Source organism: Streptomyces sp. WZ-12 (assembly GCF_028898845.1).
Taxonomy (GTDB): domain Bacteria; phylum Actinomycetota; class Actinomycetes; order Streptomycetales; family Streptomycetaceae; genus Streptomyces.
The window spans coordinates 306,149-329,353 of record NZ_CP118575.1 but is presented as its reverse complement, the minus strand read 5'-3'; the positions used below and the strand labels follow the sequence as shown (position 1 = coordinate 329,353).

At 65.7% G+C, this 23,205-nt stretch carries 19 protein-coding genes and 5 pseudogenes; 16 read left to right on the top strand and 8 right to left on the bottom strand.

What is annotated here, in order from left to right; all coding sequences use genetic code 11:
• Positions 1-169 precede the first annotated feature (169 nt).
• The 5 genes from PV796_RS41690 to PV796_RS41665 all read left to right on the top strand — a co-directional run bounded on the left by PV796_RS41690 (position 170) and on the right by PV796_RS41665 (position 6,094).
• Positions 170-478, top strand: a complete 309-nt coding sequence (locus PV796_RS41690) for a transposase (protein WP_274919628.1) — start codon at positions 170-172, stop codon at positions 476-478.
• Positions 475-1,287 carry an IS3 family transposase gene (locus PV796_RS41685; protein ID WP_274919627.1) on the top strand — a complete coding sequence of 271 codons (813 nt, stop codon included), beginning with the start codon at positions 475-477 and terminating at the stop codon, positions 1,285-1,287. The genes PV796_RS41690 and PV796_RS41685 overlap by 4 nt, the downstream gene beginning before the upstream one ends.
• Before the next feature lie 52 nt (positions 1,288-1,339).
• Positions 1,340-2,418 (top strand): IS630 family transposase gene (locus PV796_RS42615; RefSeq protein ID WP_446750553.1). Its coding sequence is split into 2 segments (ribosomal slippage): positions 1,340-1,841 and positions 1,841-2,418, totalling 1,080 coding nucleotides; the frame shifts between segments, so codons are not numbered across the junction.
• A 1,382-nt stretch (positions 2,419-3,800) separates the two neighbouring features.
• Positions 3,801-5,024, top strand: coding sequence for a ParA family protein (locus PV796_RS41670; RefSeq protein WP_274919626.1), 1,224 nt, complete (start codon positions 3,801-3,803; stop codon positions 5,022-5,024).
• Entirely contained in the window at positions 5,021-6,094 is a 1,074-nt protein-coding gene (locus PV796_RS41665; protein WP_274919625.1) for a ParB/RepB/Spo0J family partition protein, read from the top strand. The genes PV796_RS41670 and PV796_RS41665 overlap by 4 nt, the downstream gene beginning before the upstream one ends.
• A gap of 454 nt (positions 6,095-6,548) precedes the next feature.
• Here PV796_RS41665 and PV796_RS41660 read toward each other — a convergent pair whose 3' ends face one another.
• From PV796_RS41660 to PV796_RS41645, 4 genes are all read right to left on the bottom strand, one after another.
• Positions 6,549-6,911, bottom strand: a complete 363-nt coding sequence (locus PV796_RS41660; RefSeq protein WP_274919679.1) for a hypothetical protein — start codon at positions 6,909-6,911, stop codon at positions 6,549-6,551.
• Between the two features lie 317 nt (positions 6,912-7,228).
• Complete coding sequence (gene istB, locus PV796_RS41655) at positions 7,229-8,002, bottom strand: IS21-like element helper ATPase IstB (protein WP_274919624.1); 774 nt, start codon at positions 8,000-8,002, stop codon at positions 7,229-7,231.
• 60 nt (positions 8,003-8,062) lie between these two features.
• Positions 8,063-8,353 (bottom strand): hypothetical protein, encoded by a 291-nt coding sequence (locus PV796_RS41650; RefSeq protein WP_274919623.1) that lies wholly within the window; start codon positions 8,351-8,353, stop codon positions 8,063-8,065.
• A 27-nt stretch (positions 8,354-8,380) separates the two neighbouring features.
• Entirely contained in the window at positions 8,381-9,094 is a 714-nt protein-coding gene (locus PV796_RS41645; protein ID WP_342456987.1) for a Mu transposase domain-containing protein, read from the bottom strand.
• 185 nt (positions 9,095-9,279) lie between these two features.
• Between PV796_RS41645 and PV796_RS41640 the strand changes: the two genes are divergently transcribed.
• Positions 9,280-10,530 carry a site-specific integrase gene (locus PV796_RS41640; protein ID WP_274919621.1) on the top strand — a complete coding sequence of 417 codons (1,251 nt, stop codon included), beginning with the start codon at positions 9,280-9,282 and terminating at the stop codon, positions 10,528-10,530.
• Positions 10,527-13,040 carry a site-specific integrase gene (locus PV796_RS41635; RefSeq protein ID WP_274919620.1) on the top strand — a complete coding sequence of 838 codons (2,514 nt, stop codon included), beginning with the start codon at positions 10,527-10,529 and terminating at the stop codon, positions 13,038-13,040. Before PV796_RS41640 ends, PV796_RS41635 begins: the two co-directional genes overlap by 4 nt.
• A gap of 29 nt (positions 13,041-13,069) precedes the next feature.
• Here PV796_RS41635 and PV796_RS41630 read toward each other — a convergent pair.
• From PV796_RS41630 to PV796_RS41620, 3 genes and pseudogenes are all read right to left on the bottom strand, one after another.
• Positions 13,070-13,270 (bottom strand): annotated as a pseudogene (locus PV796_RS41630) (IS21 family transposase); the annotation flags it as partial.
• Between the two features lie 43 nt (positions 13,271-13,313).
• Complete coding sequence (locus PV796_RS41625; protein WP_274919602.1) at positions 13,314-14,231, bottom strand: IS3 family transposase; 918 nt, start codon at positions 14,229-14,231, stop codon at positions 13,314-13,316.
• A complete protein-coding gene (locus PV796_RS41620) occupies positions 14,228-14,536 on the bottom strand; it encodes a transposase (RefSeq protein WP_274919483.1) in 309 nt (102 codons plus the stop codon). Before PV796_RS41620 ends, PV796_RS41625 begins: the two co-directional genes overlap by 4 nt.
• 331 nt (positions 14,537-14,867) lie before the next feature.
• On the opposite strand from PV796_RS41620, the pseudogene PV796_RS42610 reads away from it, so the two are divergent.
• From PV796_RS42610 to PV796_RS41590, 6 genes and pseudogenes are all read left to right on the top strand, one after another.
• Positions 14,868-15,098, top strand: a pseudogene (locus tag PV796_RS42610) (transposase); the annotation flags it as partial.
• 235 nt (positions 15,099-15,333) lie between these two features.
• A complete protein-coding gene (locus PV796_RS41610; protein ID WP_274919675.1) occupies positions 15,334-15,945 on the top strand; it encodes a glycosyltransferase family 2 protein in 612 nt (203 codons plus the stop codon).
• Between the two features lie 1,000 nt (positions 15,946-16,945).
• Complete coding sequence (locus PV796_RS41605) at positions 16,946-17,881, top strand: glycosyltransferase (protein ID WP_274919618.1); 936 nt, start codon at positions 16,946-16,948, stop codon at positions 17,879-17,881.
• An 84-nt stretch (positions 17,882-17,965) separates the two neighbouring features.
• Positions 17,966-18,919: a glycosyltransferase family protein gene (locus PV796_RS41600; protein WP_274919617.1), complete on the top strand. Its 954-nt coding sequence runs from the start codon at positions 17,966-17,968 to the stop codon at positions 18,917-18,919.
• A 2-nt stretch (positions 18,920-18,921) separates the two neighbouring features.
• Positions 18,922-19,578, top strand: coding sequence for an FkbM family methyltransferase (locus PV796_RS41595; protein WP_274919616.1), 657 nt, complete (start codon positions 18,922-18,924; stop codon positions 19,576-19,578).
• Positions 19,579-19,760: 182 nt separating this feature from the next.
• Positions 19,761-20,168: pseudogene (locus PV796_RS41590) on the top strand (transposase family protein); the annotation flags it as partial.
• A gap of 31 nt (positions 20,169-20,199) precedes the next feature.
• Here PV796_RS41590 and PV796_RS42605 read toward each other — a convergent pair.
• The gene (locus PV796_RS42605; protein ID WP_446750727.1) at positions 20,200-20,595 is read right to left on the bottom strand and encodes an integrase core domain-containing protein; all 396 of its coding nucleotides are present in this window, start codon (positions 20,593-20,595) and stop codon (positions 20,200-20,202) included.
• 14 nt (positions 20,596-20,609) lie between these two features.
• On the opposite strand from PV796_RS42605, the gene istA reads away from it, so the two are divergent.
• The 3 genes and pseudogenes from istA to PV796_RS41575 all read left to right on the top strand — a co-directional run.
• Positions 20,610-22,208 carry an IS21 family transposase gene (istA, locus tag PV796_RS41585; RefSeq protein ID WP_274919595.1) on the top strand — a complete coding sequence of 533 codons (1,599 nt, stop codon included), beginning with the start codon at positions 20,610-20,612 and terminating at the stop codon, positions 22,206-22,208.
• Positions 22,205-22,959 (top strand): annotated as a pseudogene (gene istB, locus PV796_RS41580) (IS21-like element helper ATPase IstB). Before istA ends, istB (PV796_RS41580) begins: the two are co-directional and overlap by 4 nt.
• 56 nt (positions 22,960-23,015) lie before the next feature.
• A pseudogene (locus PV796_RS41575) lies at positions 23,016-23,153 on the top strand (IS5/IS1182 family transposase); the annotation flags it as partial.
• Positions 23,154-23,205: the final 52 nt, after the last annotated feature.

Here is a 23,205-nt window from a genome sequence, read left to right as displayed (position 1 = left end):
ACGGGTTCTGCTGACCGCCACCGGGGGCCAATTCGTGGCCATTGACACCGGACGCAACCTGCGCTGGATCGCCCAAGTCCGAGCAGCCGACCTGCCCCATTGAGGTTCCCCCGAGATGCGGAAGATGGTGACAGAGGGTCAGATGGTTCTCATGAGAGGAACATCGACCATGGCTGCCCCCAGGAAGTACTCGCTGGAGTTGCGCGAGCGTGCGGTGCGGATGTACCGGACCTCCGACCCGAAGCCCCAGATCAAGCGACTGGCCATCGAGCTCGGCGTGCATCCCGAGGCCCTGCGCGGCTGGATCCGGCAGGCCGAGGCCGATGCCGGCGAGCGGGACGACCGGCTGACCAGCGACGAACGCGTCGAACTCGCCGCGCTTCGCAAGGAGAACGCCCAGCTCAAGCGCGCGAACGAAGTTCTGCGGACGGCCCCGGCTTTTTTCGCGGCGCAACTCGACCCGACCCGGCCCAGGTGACGGGGCTCCTCGACGAGCACCCTGACCTGGGAGTCGAGTGCGTCCTGCGGGAACTGCACATCGCCTCCTCCACCTACTACCGCTGGCGCCGCGCCGAGAAGCAGCCGTGCGAGCGGCGGCGTCGCGACGTCGAGCTGACCGAGCGGATCAAGGAGATCCACACCGAGTCCGGCGGGATCTACGGCTCTCCGCGCGTGCATGCCGTGCTGAAACGCGAGGGCACACGCGTGGGCCGCAAGCGGGTCGAGCGCCTGATGCGCGAGGCCGACCTGGCGGGCATCAGCCCGCGCCGCACAGGCTTCACGCGCCGGGATCCGAAGGCCACACTCGCCCCGGACCTGGTCAACCGGGACTTCACCGCACCGGCGCCGAACCGGCTGTGGGTCACCGACCTGACGATGATCTCGACCGGCGAGGGCCCGCTGTGGCTGTCGGCGATCCGGGACGCGTTCTCCCGCCGGGTGGTGGCCTGGGAGACCTCCGCCCGCGCGGACGCCGACCTGGTCCTGACCACGCTGGAGTACGCCCTCGCGTCCCGCGAGGTCGAGCCCGGCAAGCTCATCCACCATGCCGACCACGGCTGTCAGTACACATCCATCAAGCTCACAACTCGCCTGCTGCGGGCAGGAGTTGACGCGTCCATGGGCTCCGTCGGGGACAGCCACGACAACGCCCTCGCGGAGAACCTGTGGATGCTGATCAAGACCGAGTGCGTGCGCGGCCGCGTCTTCGCCACACGTGCCGAGGCGAACCTCGCGCTCTTCGAGTACACAGACGGCTTCTATACTGACTTCGGCTCGTCAGGGTGATCTTTGGCGAAGTCGCTGGTGAGGCGGGCGCGTTGTCTGTATCTCGTGGTGTGTGAGATATGCAGATGGGGGCGGGCTTACCGCTGCGGGACGTCAGCGTCGCGAGGCTGTACGGATGCAGGCGGTCGAGCTGTTCGAGCAGAAGATCAAGCCGCCGGAGGTCGCACGGCGGCTGCGGGTGAGCGTGAAGTCGGCCTATCAGTGGCAGCAGCTGTGGCGTCAGGGCGGCGCCGATGCGCTTGGTTCACGAGGGCCCGGTGGCGGCCGGTGCCGGCTGTCGCCACGCTGCCTGGCGAAACTCGCCGTGTATCTCGACCAGGGTCCGGCCGCGCACGGGTGGGTGGAGGACCAGGTGTGGACCGCGGCGCGAGTGGTCACGCTGATCGGCAGGAAGTTCCACGTCTCCTACAGCGTCTCGGGTGCCACCCGGTTGATGCACCGGCTCGGCTTCTCCCCGCAGGTTCCCGCGCGGCGGGTGGCCGAGCGCGACGAGCAGGCCGTGAAGGTGTGGAAGGAGGCGACCTGGGCGGAGGTAAAAGAGCCCGGGCGGCCTGCGGGGGCTACCTCTGCTTCGAGGACGAAGCCGGGTTCACCCGCAAGCCGCCCAGGGGACGCACCTGGGGCCGGCGCGGTGTGACGCCGGTTGTGACGGTCAGCGGACGACGATCGGGACGCCTGTCGGTGGCCGGGCTGGTCGCCATGCGGCCCGGCTCGCGGACCCGCCTGTGCCACCGGCTGATCGCCCACCCGGCGGGCAAGGGTAAGCGCCGCAGCATGAGCGAGCGCGACTTCATCGCGCTGATCGACGGCGCCCATCAGCTCGTCAAGGCACCGATCGTCCTGGTGTGGGACCGGCTGAACACGCATGTCTCCCGCAGGATGCGGAAGTTGATCGACGAACGGGAATGGCTGACGGTATTCCTGCTGCCGGCCTACTCACCCGATCTGAACCCGGTCGAGTGGGTGTGGGCACACGTCAAACGCAGCCTGGCCAACCTCGCCGTCGTGGCCCTGGACCGCCTCGAGGCACTCGTCCGCAACCGGCTCAAGCGCCTCCAGTACCGGCCCGACACCCTCGACGGCTTCATCGCCGGAACCGGCCTCACCCTCGATGACCCAACATCACCCTGACGAGCCGAGGTCAGTAACTCCCGCCGCACCCAGGAACGACTCGGCTTCCCCAGCCCGATCGAATTCGAGGAGAAGTACTACGCCGAGCAGGCAACGGCCGAACGAGCGAACCTGAAACCCCGTCAACCCCTCCTGACCAGCTGATCAGCGCCTCCCGAACGACGGGGGAACCTCAACCCGACCGCCCTCTGAAGAGGATGTGGAACCTGCCTCTGCGGGGTCCGGGGTGATTACGCCGTAATCACCCCGGACCCCGCAGAGGTTCCGTGTTGCGGCCCTGTCCACGACGTTCGACTTGATGGAGTCGGCTGAGCGGCTGGACGAGAACACGCGTCATCGCTACAGCATCGGCCCTGCTGTCTCGATGAGCACAGGCGTTGACAGCAACCAACTTCGAGGAGCCGGTGGAGTTCTGTGAGCAATACGCCGGGGGCCGAGGCAGATCCGGCTAAGGAGGCTCCTCCTATCTCGTGCTGCCGTGTCCGAAGCCAGGCTCGACTGCTTTCGATGAGGCGGCGACTTCCCTAGGCGCCACACCCCGGTTGCCCTCGACCTGACTCGCCGTCGCGTGAACGCCATCTGGGCCCCACTGCGCGACCAACGGTGCTACGAGCCCGCACCATCAACATCAGTCGAGGCATGACGCTCCTGATGAGGGTCCGTGCCGCCGCGCAACCCTGTCGCCGGATCTCGCTGCGTGCGGCAGGATCGGGCGGATCGACGCCGCAGGGGAGACTAATGATCACTGCTGCTCAGGGAGCGACGCTTACATCGCAGTGTGAGAGCTGTGGAGGTGAACTTGCCCGCGACGTCGGTCAGTTCGTCGACCAGGGTCGGTTGCGCTGGCGCGTCGAAGGGCAGTGTCGAGGCTGCCCGAACGCATGGTGCGAGACGACTACCGGCTCGGCTCCCGAAGAGGTCAGGCAGGCTCCGCTGACGCAGCACGGGGCCGCTCGGCTTCGGCTTGCGCACCAAGACGCGAGCTTCGTTCCCGTGCTGCGAGCCCTGCGCGAGATGCAGCACCTCTCGCTGAATGAGGCGCGGCTGATGGCTATTGTCCTTAAGGGAGTTGGCCTGGTCGGCACGTCCGTGGAGGTGGCCTACCTGGCCAGGGGCTACACAGCCGATCCGTCACCGTGACCATCACCTCGTCGTCCACTTGACTCCTGAGTTTGACCGCAACGGGCTGACGCACACCGTGGCAATCGGTGAGGACACTCGATCTTCGTTGCGGCGGGTCAGCGGATGGTGCGTCAGGAAGCGTCCCAGTGCAGGAGGTTGGATGGTGATTACGGCGTAATCACCCATTCCCTACGCTACTTCGAGTAGACACTAACGCCCTGGTGTTGGAAATGATCGCTCGCGTTAGTAAGGTTCCTTCTATGACGAGCAGTCCGCAAAGCGACCGCGAGAAGGTCGTATCTAAACTCCCCGCCACACTATGGCAAGCCCTCAAAATCCGCGTCGCCCAGCGAGGCATCGCCCTCCAAGACGCGGTCACCGAAGGCATCACCGCCTGGCGCAGCCTCGGCTCCAACCTCTCCCTCATCGACACCGCAGGCGCAGAGTCCTTCTCCACCTGGCTGCCGGAAGGCATGTGGGAAGACTTCCGCACCGACGCCACCGCACGTGGCGTATCCGGAATCCAAGGTCTGGCGCAATCCGTGCAACTGTGGTTGGACTCCAACCCCGCTCCGGCCGTTGAGCGCCCGACCATTCCCAAGCGGAAGATCATCTGCAACCAGAAGGGCGGCGTCGGCAAGACCGCCACGGCAGCCGGCATGGCCCAGGCCTACGCCGAGGACCCCCACGCCCTCTTCCCCGTCCGCGCCTCCAAGCAGATGACCGAGACCGGCACGGAACTGGACCTTGAACAACTGCCGGGCCACGGTATACGCGTGCTCCTGGTGGACTTCGACCCGCAAGGCCACCTCACCAAGCAACTCGGCCACGAGCCCCTCGACATGAAGGGCGACACGCTCTCCAAGCACATGGCCGCCGACAAGGACCGCGGAGACATCCGCGACCTCATCCTCGGAGTCAGCGGCGACCAGTTCGGCGACCGCCTCGACCTCCTGCCGGCAAGCCAAGACGCCTTCCTCCTGGACGTGAAACTCTCCAGCGTCCGAGTCCGCGAAGCCGCCCTCGAACGAGCCCTCTCCCCCATCGAAGGCGACTACGACGTCATCATCGTCGACTGCCCGCCCAGCCTCGGCCTCAGCATGGACGCCGCCGTCTACTACGGACGCCGTCGCGACGGCGAACAGCCCGGACAGTCCGGCGTCGGCATCGTCGTCCAAGCCGAAGACAGCAGCGCAGACGCCTACGGCCTCCTTGTCTCCCAAATCGAGGACATGCGCGCCGACATGAACATCGAACTCGACTACCTCGGCCTCATCGTCAACCTTTACGACGCCCGCCGCGGCTACATCGCCACCAGCTCCCTCGCATCCTGGAAGGCCATAAGGGACCCCCGCGTCGTCGCCGTCATCCCCGACCGACGCGAACAACGCGAAGCCGTCCGCACCAAGACACCCCTCCTCGCCTACGCTTCCAACAGCGAACAAGCCGCCAACATCCGCGCCCTGGCCCGGGAGATCGCATGAGCAGCAAGGCCGCCAAGCTCGGCGCCTCCGCCTCCTTCAGCCACGCCGCCCCAGCCGTCAGCGCCCGCCGTGCCGCCATCGCCGCGGCAACAGAAGCACCGACAAGCGCGCCGGCACCCAAGGCCGCGAGGCTCCCCCTGACTCAGATCAGTGAGAACCCCGACAACCCGCGTGAGACGGTCGGCGACGTCTCCGACCTCGCGCAGTCGATTCTTGAGGTCGGCCTGGTCAATGCGATCAGCCTCGTCACGGTGGACGCCTACCTCGCCGAACGGCCCGGTCAAGCCGGCAAGCTGAAGGACGGGGCGCAGTACGTCGTCGTCGATGGGCACCGACGCTTCGCGGCTGCTGGCGAGGCCGGCCTGACGGAGATCAAGTACACCGTCGATGACGCCTTCGCCACGTCGGACGAGAAGCTGCTGGAAGCAGCCTTCGTGGCCAACGTGCATCGCGAGAACATGATCGAGCTCGAAGAAGCCAACGCGCTGGAGAAGCTCGTCACGTTCTACGGCTCGCAACGCAAGGCCGCCCAACGTCTGGGTATAAGCCAAGGGTTCATCTCCCAGCGGCTCTCCCTCCTCCACCTTGACCCGGCCCTCCAGGCCGACCTTGAAGCAGGCGACCGGAAGGTCGAACACGTCCGAGGACTGGGCAAGCTGCCGCCGCAACAGCAACGAGCTGAGGCAGACAAGCGGGCCGCTGAGGCTTCCCACGCCAAGGAACGCAAGCGCAAGCCCTCCAGCGATGCCCCGCCGCCCCAGGTGCCGAGTGTTTACGGCGTAATCACTCCAGCCTCCAGGCCCGAGAGCGCCTCAGGTGATAACGCCGTAATCACCGAGCAGATCGCCCCCCAGCAAGGCCGTCGAGCAACAACGCCCAGCAGCGACCGTGGCGGGGACCCGGCTTCGCCCGTAACACCGAAGCCGACGTCAACGCCGGCGACAGCCGATACAGTTTCGGGCCTGCCGTGGCAGGACGTCGACGCCATGGCGGACCTGATCTGCCGCCACATGGGCACGGAGCAGATCCAGCAGCTCTCGCAGAAGCTGCAGACCGTATCCCCGGCTTAACTCGACATGGCTGTCAGTCCCCGCACCCTGCCTCTGGTGGGGGAGCGGGGCCTGATACGTATGCGTATGGCCTTGTGCCGTCAGAATCGGCCCCGGGAGTGATTACGGCGTAATCACTCCCGGCCGCGGAGGCCACTGCACCTGCCGAGAAACGACTGGCCCAGCGCACCGGAATGAACCCGACGCGGATGCTCAACGGTGGACACAGGACACCGAGTTGTCCTGACACCAGCCACCAGGCGGATGGCCCATCTCGTAGAAACCTTGCACGAGGCCAACGAGAACGGCGATGGACAGCGCAAGACACAGGGCGAGGGCCCCCACAGGGCGGTCTTCTTAACCTTGCCTCGATCGACGCCTCCCGTTCCTGGCTGGCGCCGGGGGCGTGGCGCAGCCGGGGGTTTGTTGGGGTCGGGTGCCGGCGCACCGGTGTGCCGGCCAACGTAGCGGGGGCTCACAAGGTGGTCTGCATCTGCCCGGAGCTGCCTTTGACGTCGAAGTCCCGCGCCAAACCTGTGGTGTTGAGGTGGGCCAGGTCGGCTTGCTCCAGCTCCATCTTGAAGGGACCTCCGAAGGCGGTCTGGGTGCGGCGGTGCTCGCTGGGGATACCCCAGTCGTATCGCTTTTGCACGTCGACGTGATAGGTGACTTGGTCGCCGCGCTTCTCGCCGACGACGCGGTACTGGAAGTGGTTCAGGCCGTAGTACCAGTCCAGGCTCTTCTCGCCGTCCTTGGGGTTCGGCGCGGTCGGGATCTGCCGCGAGAACGGCATCACCCAGCGCCTGACGAAGCCGCGCTCGCCTACGACCACTGGCAAGATCGAGCGTTTTCAGTGCGCCACGAGGCGCCCCGTCGTATCCCCGGCATAACCGGGAGGAACTCGGAGGGAGGTTCTTGGGTCCAATGGCTTACCTGGATCCGAAAGGTGAAGGGGACCGTAGCATGCCAGGAAATCAGAGACCGGGTCCAGGCGTAAGGGACGGTGCTCTGGGGGACCCGCGTGATAGGGCGAAAGCTGAATTGCCTGAATTGTCAACGGCCATTGAGATGCCCAGGTAGGTGGCCGGTGGATGACCAGGCTGGTGGCCATCAGAAATCCAGGCGTGTGGCCAGTGGTGTTCCTGGGGGTGGGGGTCAGTTCAAGGGGACCACTCCCTTCCCGGCGAGGGCCTCGGCGAGGCGATGTGAGTCGCCGGAGGTGGTCACGAGGTGAGCGTGGTGCATGAGACGGTCGGTGCTCGCCCCTGCGAGGGTCTTGGGCATGATCGTGTCGAAGCCCGAGGGGTGGATGTTGCTGGTCACCGCGATGGAGCGACGCTCGTAGGCGGCGTCGATGATCCGGTAGAACGCCTCGGCGGCGTCCTCGCCGACCGGCAGCAGGCCAATGTCATCAATGACGATCAAATCGGCCCGGCAGATCCGGGCGACGGTCCGTGCCGTGGACCCATCGACCTTCGACTTCCCGATCGCGGCAGCGAGGGTCTCCAGGGTGAACCAGGACACCCTCATGTCCTTCTCGATCGCGGCTTGGGCGAGTCCCTCGGTGAAGTGACTTTTCCCTGTGCCGCTCGGGCCGGCGATCACCAAGTTCTCGGCGCGGCCGATCCATTCCAGGGTGATCAGGGAGTTCTGGGTGGGCTCGGGGATGGTGGAGTCCTCGGCCCGCCAGGAGCCCAGGGTCTTGCCGGTGGGGAAGTTCGCCGAGGACCGCCGCAGGCGGCGGGTGGCCGCGTCGCGGCCGGTGACCTCTTCGGCTATCAGCAGCCGCAACACCTCGGCGGGGTCCCAGCGTTGAGCCCGCGCGGTGGCCAGGACATCGGGGGCCGCCTTGCGCATATGGGGCAGCCGCATGCGGCGCATGAGCTTGTCGAGTTCCTCGGGGAGGGCGGGCGCGCTGGGAAAACTCATGGAGGTGCCGTTCTCTTGGGGAAGGAATCGTCAAAACGTGTTGAGAGATGGGCTGTTGGGTCAGCGGCCGAGTGCCTGCCAGCCGATGGTTCCGTTCTGGACGGAGTGGGCCTCGTCCGCGCGGACGACCTCGCCGGCGGGCTTGCTATCCGCGATGTGTCCCAGGATCGAGAGGAGGTCGCCGTCGGCGAAGCGTCCGGCCGTGGCCGCCAGGCCGAGGGCCTGGTCGACTCTGTCGTTGCCCAGGACGGTGGCCAGCTCGACCGCGCGGGCCATCTTGGAGCGGATGCGGACCGCTCCGGCGGGTCCGGCTTCCTTGAGCCAGCGGCCCGCGCCGGAGCCGATGCCCACGAACGCGATCTCCGCTTCCGAGCGGGGCTACAGCCGCGGCTGGTGAACACTGCGGCCATCGGGATGGTCGGGGTAGTGCTCGTCGATGATCTGTGGAGCACCCGGAGTGGAGAGCTGGTGGCGCCAAATCTCCGACAGGTCACCGGAGTTGGTGCGGGCGGTGATGGAAAGTTCCTCGCCGACCACCCGGCACCACACCCTCGCGCCCGTATAGCCCGGCGGGGTCGAGTAACGCACCGAGTTGAAGCTGATGGTGCGGTCCGAGCCGACCAGTCGTTCCTCGCCCAGCGCGAGCGCGAGCGGCTCGATGGGCAGTATGTGCAGGGTGGTGCGTTCGATATCGAGGCGGTCGGCGGGTATCTGTCCGGTCGCCCGGTGGCGGCGGGAGTTCACTGCATCGCACCAGGTCAGGCAGGCATCGGCGAGCTCGGCGAAGGTGTCGTAGGCGGCCAGCAGGTTCGCGCTGGTGGGCACCAGGTCGGCCTTCGCGATGCGGACCGTGGCCTCCGCGCCGCCCTTCGACTCGGGGTCGTAGGGAACGCAACTGACCACCTGGCAGCCGTAATGCCGGCCCGCGGCGACCATCTGCGGGTGCCGCACCGGGATCCCGGCGATGTGCTCGACGGTCACCGTCTTCGCGTTGTCCGTCAGGACGTAGGTCGGTGCCCCGCCGATCCGCCGCAACGTGGTGTCCAGGCATGCCACCAGCGTGCCCAACGTGCAGTCCCAGACCGGGATCACGACCCGGAACCGCGACCAGGACAGCCACGCGCAGAACAACCAGGTCCGCCGGCCCCTGATCCGCGGGCCCTCGCCCCAGTCGAACTGGAGCCATCGGCCCGGCTCTGGCGTGTTGACTGAACTACGGGAGGTTCTCTTCTTGTTCTTCGGACATGGCGGAGGCGGGCTGGCTACCGTCCCCTGACATGCTCGAACGTGAGGATGTCTCAAGGGACTTGGGTTCACTGGTGGTGTCCCGGGTGGGTGCGCTCGTGGAGAGTGGTGACCCGTGGGAGCCGTATCGTCTGGTGGATCCTGCCGGGGCGATGGTGGGGGCGGCGGCTGCGTACATGAAGGATCTGCAGGCGGCCGGGCGGCCTGCGACGACTCAGCGTTCGTACGGCATGGACCTGCTGCGCTGGTTCCGCTTCTTGTGGGCGGTCGAGGTGCCGTGGAACGAGGCGACCCGGATCGAGGCCCGCGACTTCTCCCGGTGGATTCAGATCACGGCCAAGCCTCCTCGGCCGCACCGGAGTTCGGCATCGACCTCGTCGTCGGCTGTTCGGCCGGTCGCCCGGGGCACGAATCCGATCACCGGGAAGCGGCCGGTCGGGACGACGTACGCGGCGTCGACGGTCGCGCACAGCGAGACGGTGCTCCGCAGCTTCTACGCCCACCATCTGGAGGCCGGGACCGGTCCGCTGGTCAACCCGTTCCCGCTGGCCAGGACTCCGCGAGTGAACGCGCACCACAACCCGATGGAGCCATGGCGCCCGCAACGGGCAGGACTGTTCCGACCACGGCAGCCGCAACGGATCCCGCGTCAGATCCCCGATGCGGTGTTCAACGAGCTGTTCGCCCGGCTGTCCTCGGACCGTGACCGGGCCATGGTCGCCTTCTGGATCTCCACCGGGGCCAGGGCTTCCGAGCTGCTCGGGGTGCTGTGCTCCGGCACGGACCCGGGGCGCCAGTTGGTCACGGTGGTACGCAAGGGCTCGCGCGCCCTGCAGCAGCTGCCGGCTTCGCCGGACGCGTTCGTCTGGCTGCGGCTCTACCAGCAGCAGATGCACGAACTGGTGCCCACCGGCCCCGACGACCCGCTGTGGTGGACGCTGCGACGGCCGTTTCGTGCTCTCAACTACCATGCCGCGCGAGCGATGTTCGTCCGCGCGAACAGCACGCTGGGGTCGGATTGGTCGCTGCACGACCTACGGCACACGGCGGCCTACCGGCTCGCCCGTGACCCGCTGATGCCGATCACGGACGTCCAATGGGTACTCGGACATGCACGTCTATCCACCACTCAGCGGTACGTCACGCCCACCACCGAGGACGTCATCGAAAGCGTCCTGGCTCACCACCGTCGCCAGGCCGAGGAACCGGCGGAGCCCTCGGAGCCGACTCTGCACTACCGGCCCGAGAGCCTGGACGTGCTGTTCGGCCGGAGGCGACCGTGACCACCAGCGCCATCACCGAGGCGGTGGCCGCCCGCCCCTGGCAGCTCAGCGCGGAGGCCGTCGCCCTCTGGAAGAAGTTCCCGCCCCGGACCAACCCGAAGAGCTGGCCGGCGACCCGGCAGAGCCGGGCCGCCGTGGTGTCCCGGATGCTCAAGCCACCGTTCCTCGGGAACGACTCCAAGACCCGCTGCAACCGGAAACTGACCCTGCTCAAGGTGCTCGACTGGCTGGAGATGCAGCCCGGCACCACCTGGCAGGAACGGTGGGACGCCAGCGGCGTCGGCGTCGACGGACGTGTGGACTGGCGGACCCGGCTCATCAGCGACCTGAAGAGCGTCGACAATCTCGGCCCACGAGGAGAGCGGATCTTCAGCATCCTCGGCATGGGCCTGGTCCAGCTGATCGGCGGTGACGTCCTGCGGCCTGACCTGGGCTGGCTGATGGCCACGGCCTCGCCGCTGCGGATCGCGAACGAAATGGAGCGTGTCCGCGACGGCGAGGCCATCGCTTCTCTTCGGGCCCTGCGGAAGGCGAGCACGGTGGGCGACTCCACCGTGCTGCCCGCGATCGAGAAGATCGCGCTCATCATGGCGGCCAAGGGCGGCACGGTCGCCGATGTCACCCCCGGCGACTGCCTCGAACTGCTGAAGACCAGCCGGGAGGTCTTCCCCGGACCGGCCAAGGCCAGCCGGCACAGCCCGTTCTCCTACCAGCTGCTGCACTCCCTCGGCGTCTTCCCCGCCGGCGCCCCGACCTCGGTCCGCATGTTCAGCACGCGCTTCCCGGGCCAGCTCACCGCCGAACAGCTCGTCGACCGCTACGACCTGTCCTGCCGTCCCGTCCGCGACCTGCTGGTCGACTACTTGATGGAACGTCAGCCATCTATCGACTACAACACGCTGACCGGCCTGGCGACCGCGCTGGCGCTGTGGTTCTGGAAGGACCTGGAAAAGCACCATGCCGGCATCGACTCGCTCCGGCTTCCTCCCGACATTGCCGCCAGTTGGAAGAGACGCCTGCAGACCCGCACCGTCCGCACCACCAACGAGCACGGCGACGTCGTGGAAACCACGGTGGAAAGGGCCACCGCCTCCGACACCTTGATGACAGTGCGGGCCTTCTATCTCGACCTCGCTCAGTGGGCACTGGACGAGCCGTCCCGCTGGGGGCCTTGGGCGGTCCCTTGCCCGATCCGCGCCGACGACGTCCAGCACCGCAAGATGAAGTCCCGTCAAAAGGCCCGGATGGATCAGCGGACCCGCGAACGTCTGCCCGTCCTCCCGGTGCTGATCGACGCAGTTGACCGGAACCGGAAGGCAGCCGCCGCCCGCTTGGAGGCCGCCGGACACACCCACCCCGGCGAGGTGTTCACCGCCGACTGCACGACGCTCCGACGCGCGGTTCTCAAGCGACACTCGCCGCACTTGTGGGGAGAGGAACTCGACACCGGGCGGCGCCGGAACCTGGCCCGTGAGGAGAGCAACGCCTTCTGGGGCTGGGCTGCGGTTGAGGTTCTGCGGATGACCGGAGTGCGCATCGAGGAGCTGAGTGAGATCTCGCACCACAGCCTGGTCCAATACCGGCTGCCGAGCACCGGTGAACTCGTCCCGTTGCTGCAGATCGCGCCTTCCAAGACCGATGAGGAACGGCTCCTGGTCGTCTCCCCGGAACTCGCCGATGTGCTCTCCGCGATCATCTGCCGCATCCGCACCGCCGACGGCAGCGTCCCCCTCGTGATCGCCTACGACCACCACGAGAAGGTCTGGAACCCGCCCCTGCCCCTGCTGTTCCAGCGCAAGATCGGACTGGAGGACAGGCCCATCCCTATCGATGGTATCCGCACCCTCCTGCAGGACGCCCTCGCCGCCACCGGGTTCACCGACACGACCGGGAGACCGCTGCACTTCGCTCCGCACGACTTCCGGCGAATCTTCACCACGGACGCCGTCATGAACGGGATGCCACCGCACATCGCCCAACTGGTTCTGGGCCACCGCGACATCAACACGACCATGGGCTACAAGGCCGTCTATCCCGAGGAGGCTATTACCGGGCACCGGGCGTTCATCGCCCGCCGCCGGGAACTACGTCCGAGCGAGGAATACCGCAGCCCCACCGAGGAGGAATGGGAGGATTTCCTCGGGCACTTCGAACGCCGCAAAGTCGCACTCGGTGACTGCGGACGAGCCTACGGCACCAGCTGCATTCACGAGCACAGTTGCATCCGATGCCCGCTCCTGCGGGCCGACCCGGCCCAACGGTCACGACTCGTGGGCATCCGTGACAACCTCCTCGCCCGCATCGCCGAAGCCGAACGCGAAGGCTGGGCCGGCGAAGCCGAAGGACTCAAGGTCAGCCTGGCCGCGGCGAACGCCAAACTCGCACAGCTCGACAACCTCATTGCCAGCCGCACCGCAGCCGTCAACCTCGGCATGCCCACATTCCCCGACGTCGCGGGCCGCCAGATCACTACCAGCTCCGGCCCGAAGAACCATCTTAAATCTCAATAAAACAGGGCCATTTCGTAGTTCAGAGAAGGGACCCACGGCCGGTAGGTGCGGCGCTTGCCTGCCTTCCAGGCCGTTTTCGCCGCGTTCACCGCCCGCCTCGTCGAGCGTGCGCTGCCGAGGTAGCCCATCTTCACCAGCTTCTCGTGGACCACATCGGCGCGGATCGTTGCCTTCGACTGCTCGACCCACTCCTCGACCTTCTCCAGGAACGCGTCGATCATCTTCGGCCGCGGCTCTCGCTCTGAGGTTCCCCCGTCGTTCGGGAGGCGCTGATCAGCTGGTCAGGAGGGGTTGACGGGGTTTCAGGTTCGCTCGTTCGGCCGTTGCCTGCTCGGCGTAGTACTTCTCCTCGAATTCGATCGGGCTGGGGAAGCCGAGTCGTTCCTGGGTGCGGCGGGAGTTATAGAAGCCGTCTGTGTACTCGAAGAGCGCGAGGTTCGCCTCGGCACGTGTGGCGAAGACGCGGCCGCGCACGCACTCGGTCTTGATCAGCATCCACAGGTTCTCCGCGAGGGCGTTGTCGTGGCTGTCCCCGACGGAGCCCATGGACGCGTCAACTCCTGCCCGCAGCAGGCGAGTTGTGAGCTTGATGGATGTGTACTGACAGCCGTGGTCGGCATGGTGGATGAGCTTGCCGGGCTCGACCTCGCGGGACGCGAGGGCGTACTCCAGCGTGGTCAGGACCAGGTCGGCGTCCGCGCGGGCGGAGGTCTCCCAGGCCACCACCCGGCGGGAGAACGCGTCCCGGATCGCCGACAGCCACAGCGGGCCCTCGCCGGTCGAGATCATCGTCAGGTCGGTGACCCACAGCCGGTTCGGCGCCGGTGCGGTGAAGTCCCGGTTGACCAGGTCCGGGGCGAGTGTGGCCTTCGGATCCCGGCGCGTGAAGCCTGTGCGGCGCGGGCTGATGCCCGCCAGGTCGGCCTCGCGCATCAGGCGCTCGACCCGCTTGCGGCCCACGCGTGTGCCCTCGCGTTTCAGCACGGCATGCACGCGCGGAGAGCCGTAGATCCCGCCGGACTCGGTGTGGATCTCCTTGATCCGCTCGGTCAGCTCGACGTCGCGACGCCGCCGCTCGCACGGCTGCTTCTCGGCGCGGCGCCAGCGGTAGTAGGTGGAGGAGGCGATGTGCAGTTCCCGCAGGACGCACTCGACTCCCAGGTCAGGGTGCTCGTCGAGGAGCCCCGTCACCTGGGCCGGGTCGGGTCGAGTTGCGCCGCGAAAAAAGCCGAGGCCGTCCGCAGAACTTCGTTCGCGCGCTTGAGCTGGGCGTTCTCCTTGCGAAGCGCGGCGAGTTCGACGCGTTCGTCGCTGGTCAGCCGGTCGTCCCGCTCGCCGGCATCGGCCTCGGCCTGCCGGATCCAGCCGCGCAGGGCCTCGGGATGCACGCCGAGCTCGATAGCCAGTCGCTTGATCTGGGGCTTCGGGTCGGAGGTCCGGTACATCCGCACCGCACGCTCGCGCAACTCCAGCGAGTACTTCCTGGGGGCAGCCATGGTCGATGTTCCTCTCATGAGAACCATCTGACCCTCTGTCACCATCCTCCGCATCTCGGGGGAACCTCATCACCCGGTCGGCGCCCAGCCCCCTGACCGGCCGACTGGCTCGCCCCGGCAGGGAATGCGACGGCAGGCGGCATCTTGGGGCGGTCTTGAGGGCAGGGGGCTGGCCGCTAAGTGTTCCCGCTGAGGGGTAGCCGTCAGGCCCGGTGGGCACTGATACTGACGTGACCTGGCCGAATGGCTGGCGTCCTGCTCGTCACCGCCGAAAGGTTAGGCTCGTATGCCTCGCCGCCCCCACCACACCCGGCGTCTACGTCAATGAGGGAACACCCACGTGTCCCGCAGGGTGCGCGCCGAGCGTGACTGGCTGACGATGTTCTTACTGCCCGCTTACTCACCCGACCTGAACCGCGTTGAGTGGGTATAGGCCCACATCAAACGTAGCCTGGCCAACCTCGTCGTCATGGCCCGGGGACCGACTCGAACCCTCGTCCGCAACCGACTCAAACGCCTCCAATACTGGCCCAACACCCTCGACGACTTCATAACAGACACTGAATCTGCCCCTCGACGCCCCCAATGTCACCCTGCCGAGCCGAAGTCAGTATGCAAGCCATCCGGGACCGCGAGACGTTCCTCGCCAAATTGGGGCAATGCTCGCCAGGATTGTAGGAAGTGTTAACTCAACGAAAATTCGCCGCTCCCGGCCTATGTCATAGTCCGCAAAACCCGACAGTAGAGATCAGTGCCGTGTCCAGTGCTGACGATGCCAAGGAGGTTCTGTGGCCCGCATGCCATATACCGAAGACATCACGCTGGTGATTCCCACGCACCCTGCCCGTAGCCGCAACGGTATGCTCGACCGCGCCCTCCGCTCTGTCACCGCACAGACACTCCTCCCAAGCCGCGTAATCATAGAAAACGACCGTCAGCGAGCCGGTGCCTGTGCCACGCGCAATCGCGGGCTCGCCGCCGTCACCACTCCCTGGGTCGCCTTCCTCGACTCCGACGATGAACTCCTGCCCCAACACCTCGAACACCTCATGGCCACCGCCAAAGCCTCCCACGCAGACCTGGTCTACCCCTGGTTCGACCTCATAGGCGGAGCCGATCCCTTCCCGGACTTCAACCGCCCATTCGACCCCGCCCGGCTAAAAATCACCAACTACATCCCCGTCACCGTCCTCGCACGCACCCAACTCGTCAAGAGAGTCGGCGGGTTCACGCCCGTCAAAGGGTCAGCAGCCCCCTGCGAAGACTGGGGCTGCTGGCTACGCATGGTTGACGCAGGAGCACACTTCGTCCACCACCCGGAACGCACCTGGCGCTGGCAATGGCATGGCGCCAACACCGCAGGACGCCCAGACCAAGGCGACGCCCTGACAGCTGATCTTGATTTTTGAGGTGTCAGTGGTTGGTGGGGGTGAGGCGGCCTGCGAAGGTGATGGCGAAGACTTGGGGGCGGGCTTCCAGCGCAGGTCCAGCGGCGGCGGCCCTTGCCAGTCGGGTCCAGCGACATGAGCCCCACGATGGGGTCCTCCAAGGACCCAGCTGTTCACCGCACTACTACAGGACCTGCCGGTACACCTCGCGGCCCACCGCATGGCCTTCCACCTGCACTGGTCCACCTGGCGACGCCGCCAGCCACCAGGCCCACGCCCGCTGGCACCACTACAAGCGACGCCTCGCCGCCCCCACCTGAACCCTCCACGCCGACCGCGCGCAGACTCCGTTGCTCAATTCCTCGGGCTAGGGCGCTTCTGACGGATCTCCGCGGCGTCTGGCACGCCCGCTCGCGGCGTTGCCGACATGTCCCCATAGCTCCGCTATGAAGACATCCCGGCGCCTTGCGATCACACGCACCAGACGCCGCTCCTTCCTCCACGGAGATCCGTCAGAAACGCCCTAGCCGGCTCGGCCGCCACGACCTGTACCGACGCTGTTTGCCGAGCGACCGGAGCCGGCCAGATCTGCAGCTCCTGCGAATTGAGCAACGGAGTCCCCGCAGATCAAAAAGTGCGACTAGGGTACCAGGCCCTCACTTCACGTGCCAACCTCCACGCGAAAGAGACCCCGTCACCGTTCAGTGAGAATCGGTCAATCCATGTAATATTAATGCACAGCTTTCTCGAAAAATTCTTGACCCGTGGCGCCTTGGCGTGGCTAACCCACAGGGAACGCACATGAAAGGACTCGACGCATGAGTGAACTCTCCTTTTCTCGCACTCGGAAATTCCGCGATTCTATGCCGGCCTGTCGGGCTAGCGAATGAAAGCAATCGAGCCCAGGCTGGGCCTACTTGCTTTCGCAACGGATACCGGTCTGGGAATTCAGACGAGGTCGCTCCACAAATGGCTCGAACCGGCCAGAACGATGTTGCTGGACATCAGTGAAATGAATCACATGCCGGTACATGCCGACTGGTATGAGTATGATGTGCGCACACGTGGAGCCCCGTCGAAGAGCGACATAGAGGATTTCGTATCGAATCTCGACTTGGTGCTCTACTGCGAAACGCCACTCAATTATGATTTACTGTGGTACTGTCGAGAACGGAACGTCAAGACGGTCTGTCAACCGAACTACGAGCTTCTCGACTACGTGAGGCCGTCCGAACGGCGTCGACCCACGATCCCAAGGCCCGACCTCTTCGTCGCTCCCTCACCGTGGCACCTTGAGGACATCGAACGAATCGGCCCGACACGGTATCTGCCGGTGCCCATAGACCTGTCCGACCTGCCGCGGCGCGACATCACACGGGCACGCGAGTTCTTCCACATAGCAGGACGCCCCGCCTTCAAGGACCGCAACGGCACCCTGGCCTTCATCGAGGCCGTGAAGTCGGTGCGGCCGCTCATGCCCGACGCTGTGTTCACGCTGTACTGCCAGCAGATGAACGACGTCTTCCGGCGAGCGCTCGACGGCAGCGGGATACACCTCGTCGGCCCCATGCCGCGACCGGCAGACATCTTCCAGACGGGCGACGTCCTGGTGCTCCCCCGCCGATACGGCGGTCTCTGTCTCCCGGCGCAGGAGGCCATCGGATCCGGTATCCCCGTCCTGATGACAGACGTCTCCCCCAACAATGTCGTCTTGCCCCGCGAGTGGCTTGTCCCCGTCCGGCCTGAAGTCGCGACCATCCGTATCTGCGGCCGGGTCGACGTGCATACCGTCGACGTCCCGAAACTCGCCCACGAAATACTTCATCTGTACCGACATCCCGCCGCTGTACGACACATGCACGAGCAGGCCAAAGAACTGGCCGCACGTATGCGCTGGGAGGAAATTCTGCCCCTGTACAAACGAGCGCTGTCGGATCTTTCGCAACGCAGGGTTTGAGGAACACATGTCCCGAGCCTTCGCAGCCCGACATATTCGGCCTCTTTCGCCCGGGGACTGAGACCGAGGAAGGAGGTCGCCGTCGTGCGTGTCGCATACGTGGGAAACTTCAAACCCGCCTACAGCACGGAAAACGACGTGCGCAAAGCATTCGAGTTCCTAGGGCACCAGGTGATCCCATTACAGGAGAATTCCACCAGATGGGCCCGTGTCCGCGAGACCGCGCTCGCCTCCGATCTCCTGCTGTGGACCGGCACATGGGACGACGCCCAGCCCCTACGCGAGAGTCTCGACACCTTGCGTCGGTGTGCCATGGCGGGCGTCCGGACGGCGACACTGCACCTCGATATCTTCCACGGCAGCGACAGAGGCGCGCGTCAGTGGTGGCTGCACCCCATGTTCTTTACCTCCCACGTCTTCACGGCGGACGGTTCACACCAGGACCGGTGGAGGGACATGGGAGTCAACCATCATTGGCTAAGACCCGGAATCCGTCACGACGCCGCCCACTTCGGCAAGGCACACGCCCGGCACGCTTGCAACGTGGCCTTCGTCGGGAGCAACGGCAACGGCTACCACTCGAAGGCCTGGCCCTATCGTAAGCAGGTCGTGGACTCATTGAGACTGATGTGCGTCCGCAACAACTGGTCCTGGCGCAACCCTGGTGGCGACCATCCCAAGGTCGAGCGCGGTGAAGCCCTCAACGATTTCTACGCGTCGGCCGGCGTTACGGTGGGCGATAGCCTCTGTCTCGACCACGAGAAAACCTTGTACTGTTCCGACCGGGTCTACGAGACAACCGGACGCGGCGGCTATCTGATCATGCCGGAGATAGATTTTCTCAAAGGGGATTTCGATGGACTCCTCCCTATGTACAAATGGGGGGATTTCGATAATCTCGAACGCATCATTGAGCACGCATTGGTCGATCACCAAGCTCGTTCGAGTGCGCGATCGAGAATGCATCGAATTGTACTCGAACGCCACACTTACGTTCATCGAGTAAGCGAGATGCTAGCAATTCTGGGGGGAGAATAGAAGTGAAAACAATTCTCGTACCCACGCACAATCCGAAGGTTCTCCTCCATGTGCGCCACGAGTGCCCTGCCGACTTCGATGTTATACGAGAGGTGTGGTGCGAGGACGTGTACCACGTTCACGACCGCATTCGCGATGCCCGCCTTGTTGTCGATGTCGGCGCGAACATCGGATCTTTCACCTGCTTCGCACTGGAAATGGCACCCCAAGCCTGTGTCGTATCCATAGAGCCCGAGCCGCACAACCTCGAGCTACTGAGAATGAACGTCGACCGGGTGGACCCGCGAAGATGCATGATCATCACCGAAGCTGTGTCAGACTTCACAGGAAAGGCGACCATCAATGATGGAGCTGGCGGCAGCCGGCTCGGGGCCGATGGAGTCGAGGTGACAGTCGAGCCCTTGGATGTCGTCCTTGACGATCTGAGGCTCCTCGGAAAGCCGATCGACATACTGAAAGTGGACATCGAGGGCAGCGAGGTTCCTGTCGTCCTCGACATGTCCAGAACACTTCAGGAGAGTATCAAGTTCCTCTGTATGGAATTCGATCGCAGCAGCGAACATTTCGGGCAACTGCTGGAAAAGTTGAGTGAGACCCACAAGCTGACCACCCTCGGCGCCGCCTCGAGAGGAGCACAACTGTTCTGCGAGCGGTACTGACCGGAAACCAAGGCGCTGGATAGTCAACGCGGGGCCTTGACCCCGAACCTTGGACACGGCTTATGCGGTTACTGAGCCCTTTCCAACCTGACGTTCCGGTCCGGCAGTTGGGCTGACAACATGGTGAGGCCCCTGGTAGATGGGTTTTCGACCAAGAGAACCGGCTCCGCCAGAGGCTTCACGTGCTTGTTTACCCGTCGGGCGTCGACGTGTCCAGCTCTGCCCTGCGCTTCCTCACCCAGCAGTTGCGACGGCATCGCCACGAAATCGGCTCGCGTTGGCGGCGCCTGAGCGCTGGCCGCCAGGCCCTGCTCACTCTCGCCCACCTGAAAGTGGGCCACACGTATGCCCAGCTCGCGGCAGGGTTCGGCGTCGGAACCACGACGGCCTACCGCGCTACGTCACCGAGACTGTCGAGCTCCTGACCATCCTCGCCCCCAGCCTTCACCGACGCGGTGCGCACCGCGTCGGTGAAGGCATATCTGATCCTGGACGGCACGCTCCTGCCGATCGACCGCATTGCCGCGGACCGCCCGTTCTACTCCGGCAAGCACAAGAAACACGGGATGAACGTGCAGGTCACCGCCGACTGTCAATCCCCTGGAAACGTGGAGGACTTCCTTATGCTGCTCGGTCTTCCTGGTGCGCCCGCATCCGGGCTTCGGTGATCGTCCGTTCGAACTCCACCGGGGGCAGTCCGCCGGCGGCGCTGTGCCTGCGGCGGGTGTTGAAGAAGTCCGTGATCCACGTGGCGATCTTCAGTCGGGCCCCGGCACGGGTGGCGAAGCGGTGCCGGTGGATGTATTCGACCTTGATCGAGGAGTGGAAGGATTCGGCGGCCGCGTTGTGTGAGCGGTCACGTTTTTCCCCATCTGGAGTGGTTTGAGCGTCACGTAATTCCTCATCCCGATTTCTCCTAATTGGCCATGGGTACGAAGGCGTTCGGGATCGAGGGACCTGGTCATCGCGGCGACGGTGGTGGGCCTCTGGGCCTGCTGGTCGGACAGCCGATGGCAAGGAGAACGCTGGTCGTGGTCGACATCACCGAGATCTACGTCCACTGGTACGCGGGCCGCTCGAAGAGCGATCTGGCCAGGTCGCTGGGGGTGGACCGCAAGACAGTCAGGAAGTACCTGGCGCCGGCGGAGGCGTCGGGGATCGCGCCGGGCGGGCCGCCGATGAGCGAGGCGGACTGGGGGAAGCTGATCAAGGGGTGGTTCCCGGAGCTGGCCGACCGGCGCCTGCGGCAGCTGACCTGGCCGGAGATCGACCTGCACCGTGACTTCATCGAGTCGCTGCTGGGGAAAGTGACCGTCTCGACGATCCACCAGCGGCTGCGAGACGAGCGCAAGCTGGAGATCTCCCAGTCCTCCCTCCGCCGGTGGATCCGCGACACGCTGCCCGACGAGGTGAAGAAGTCGCAGGTCACGGTCCTGCGGGACGAAGTCGAACCGGGCTCGGAGGCCCAGATCGACTACGGCTTCCTGGGGCAGTGGATCAATCCGAGGACGGGCAAGCGGCACCGGATCTGGGCGTTCGTGATGGTGCTGCCCGCCTCAAGGCACATGTTCATGCGGCCCGTGGTGCATCTCGATCAGCACGCCTGGACCGAGGCCCACGTCGCGGCGTTCGAGTACTTCGGCGGCGTCCCGCGCCGGCTGGTGCCCGACAACCTGAAGACCGGGGTCGACAAGCCCGACCTCTACGACCCGAAGATCAACAAGGCGTATGCCGAACTCGCCACCCACTACGGGGCGTTGGTAGATCCAGCTCGCGCTTTGAAGCCAAAAGATAAGCCCAGGGTCGAGCGGCCTATGCCCTATATCAGAGACTCGTTCTGGCGGGGCCGGGAGTTCGCCTCGCTCGAACAGATGCAGAAGGAGGCAGTGGTCTGGAGCCGCGACGTCGCTGGGCGCCGTGACTGCCGGCCGCTGGACAGGGCGGCACCGGCGGCCGTCTTCGCGGCGGTGGAGGCCGAGACGCTGCTGCCGCTGCCGCCCATCGCGTTCGTCCTGGCCCGCTGGTCGACGGCGACGGTCGGTCCCGACATCCACATCAAGGTTGGCCGCACCCTCTACTCGGTGCCCTGGAAACTGATCGGCCGCAAGGTCGACGTCCGCTCCACCGCGACGATGGTCCAGGTCTTCCTCAACGGTGAACTGGTCAAGACTCACGCGGCACTTGAGCAGGGGAAACGCACCGACCGGGGTGACTACCCACCGGAGAAGATCGCCTTCCAGATGCGGACGCCGGTCTGGTGCCGCACCCAGGCATCGGAGGTCGGCGACGCCTGCCGCACCGTCATCGACCTGCTGCTGGAGATCAACGCGCTCTACCGGCTACGCGCCGCCCAGGGGATTCTCGGCCTGCGCAAGAAGTACGGCGAGACGCGGCTGGAAGCGGCCTGCGCGAAGGCGATCGCGGTCGGTGATCCCTCCTATCGCACCATCAAGGGAATCCTGGTCGCCGGCACCGAGACCGACCCCGAGCCCGAGACCAGCGGCGATGCCGGAGCGGCCGCCTTCCTCCACGGACCCCAGCAGCTGTTCGCGACCGTCGCATCCACCGGGATCGCGGGTGGCGATCTCGGTGACCAGGTCCATCACGACGCCGAGGAGACGCTTCGATGAGCGTGATGGACACCGCCCTGCGGGAATCGCTGAAGGCCCTGCGACTCTCGGGGATGCTGGAAACCCTCGACGCCCGCCTGGCCCAGGCCCACAGCGGAGAGCTCGGCCACCTGGACTTTCTCCAGATCCTCTGCCAGGACGAGATTACCCGCCGCGAGACCGTCGCCTTCCAACGGCGCCTGCACCGGGCGAGGTTCGAGCAGCAGGTCACCTTGGAAGAGTTCGACTTCGCTGCTTCTTCCAAGCTTCCCGCCGCCCAGATCCGAGACCTCGGAGCCCTGCGCTGGCTCCACGCTGGGGAGTCGGTCATTTTGTTCGGTCCGGTCGGGGTCGGCAAGACGCATATCGCCCAGGCCCTGGGCCATCTCGCCGTCCGCCAGGGCGCCAACGTCCGTTTCGCCAAGACCAGTCGCGTCCTCGCGGACCTGGCTGGCGGCCATGCGGACCGCACCTGGGCGAAACGGATCCGCGAGTTGGTACGGCCCGACGTCCTCATCCTCGACGACTTCGCCATGCGCCAGCTCACCGCGGCCCAGGCCGACGACCTCTACGAGCTGGTCAGCGAACGCCAGGGCCGGTCCCTGATCATCACGAGCAACCGGGCGCCCAGCGACTGGTATCCGCTCTTCCCAAACCAAACCCCGTCGTCGCCGAGTCGCTCCTGGACCGGCTCATCAACACCAGCCACCAAGTCATCATGAACGGCCCCAGCTTCCGGCCGAACAAGCGCCCCAAGAAGTCCTCAGACTGACCCCGATCACGCGAGGGGCTGGGGAATTACGTGACCCCAGCCCTGGGGAATAACGAGACCGTTCACAGCCCTGGCTGTTCGGCTACCGCCACCTCACCGTCCGATACGAGCGGAAGGGCTCCCATTTCCTCGCCTTCCTCGGCCTGGCGGCCACCCTGACCTGCTACAAGAGACTCGCAAAAGTCACCACGTGAGACGTCCTCTTACGCCTGGACCCGGTCTCTGATTTCCTGGCATGCTACGGTC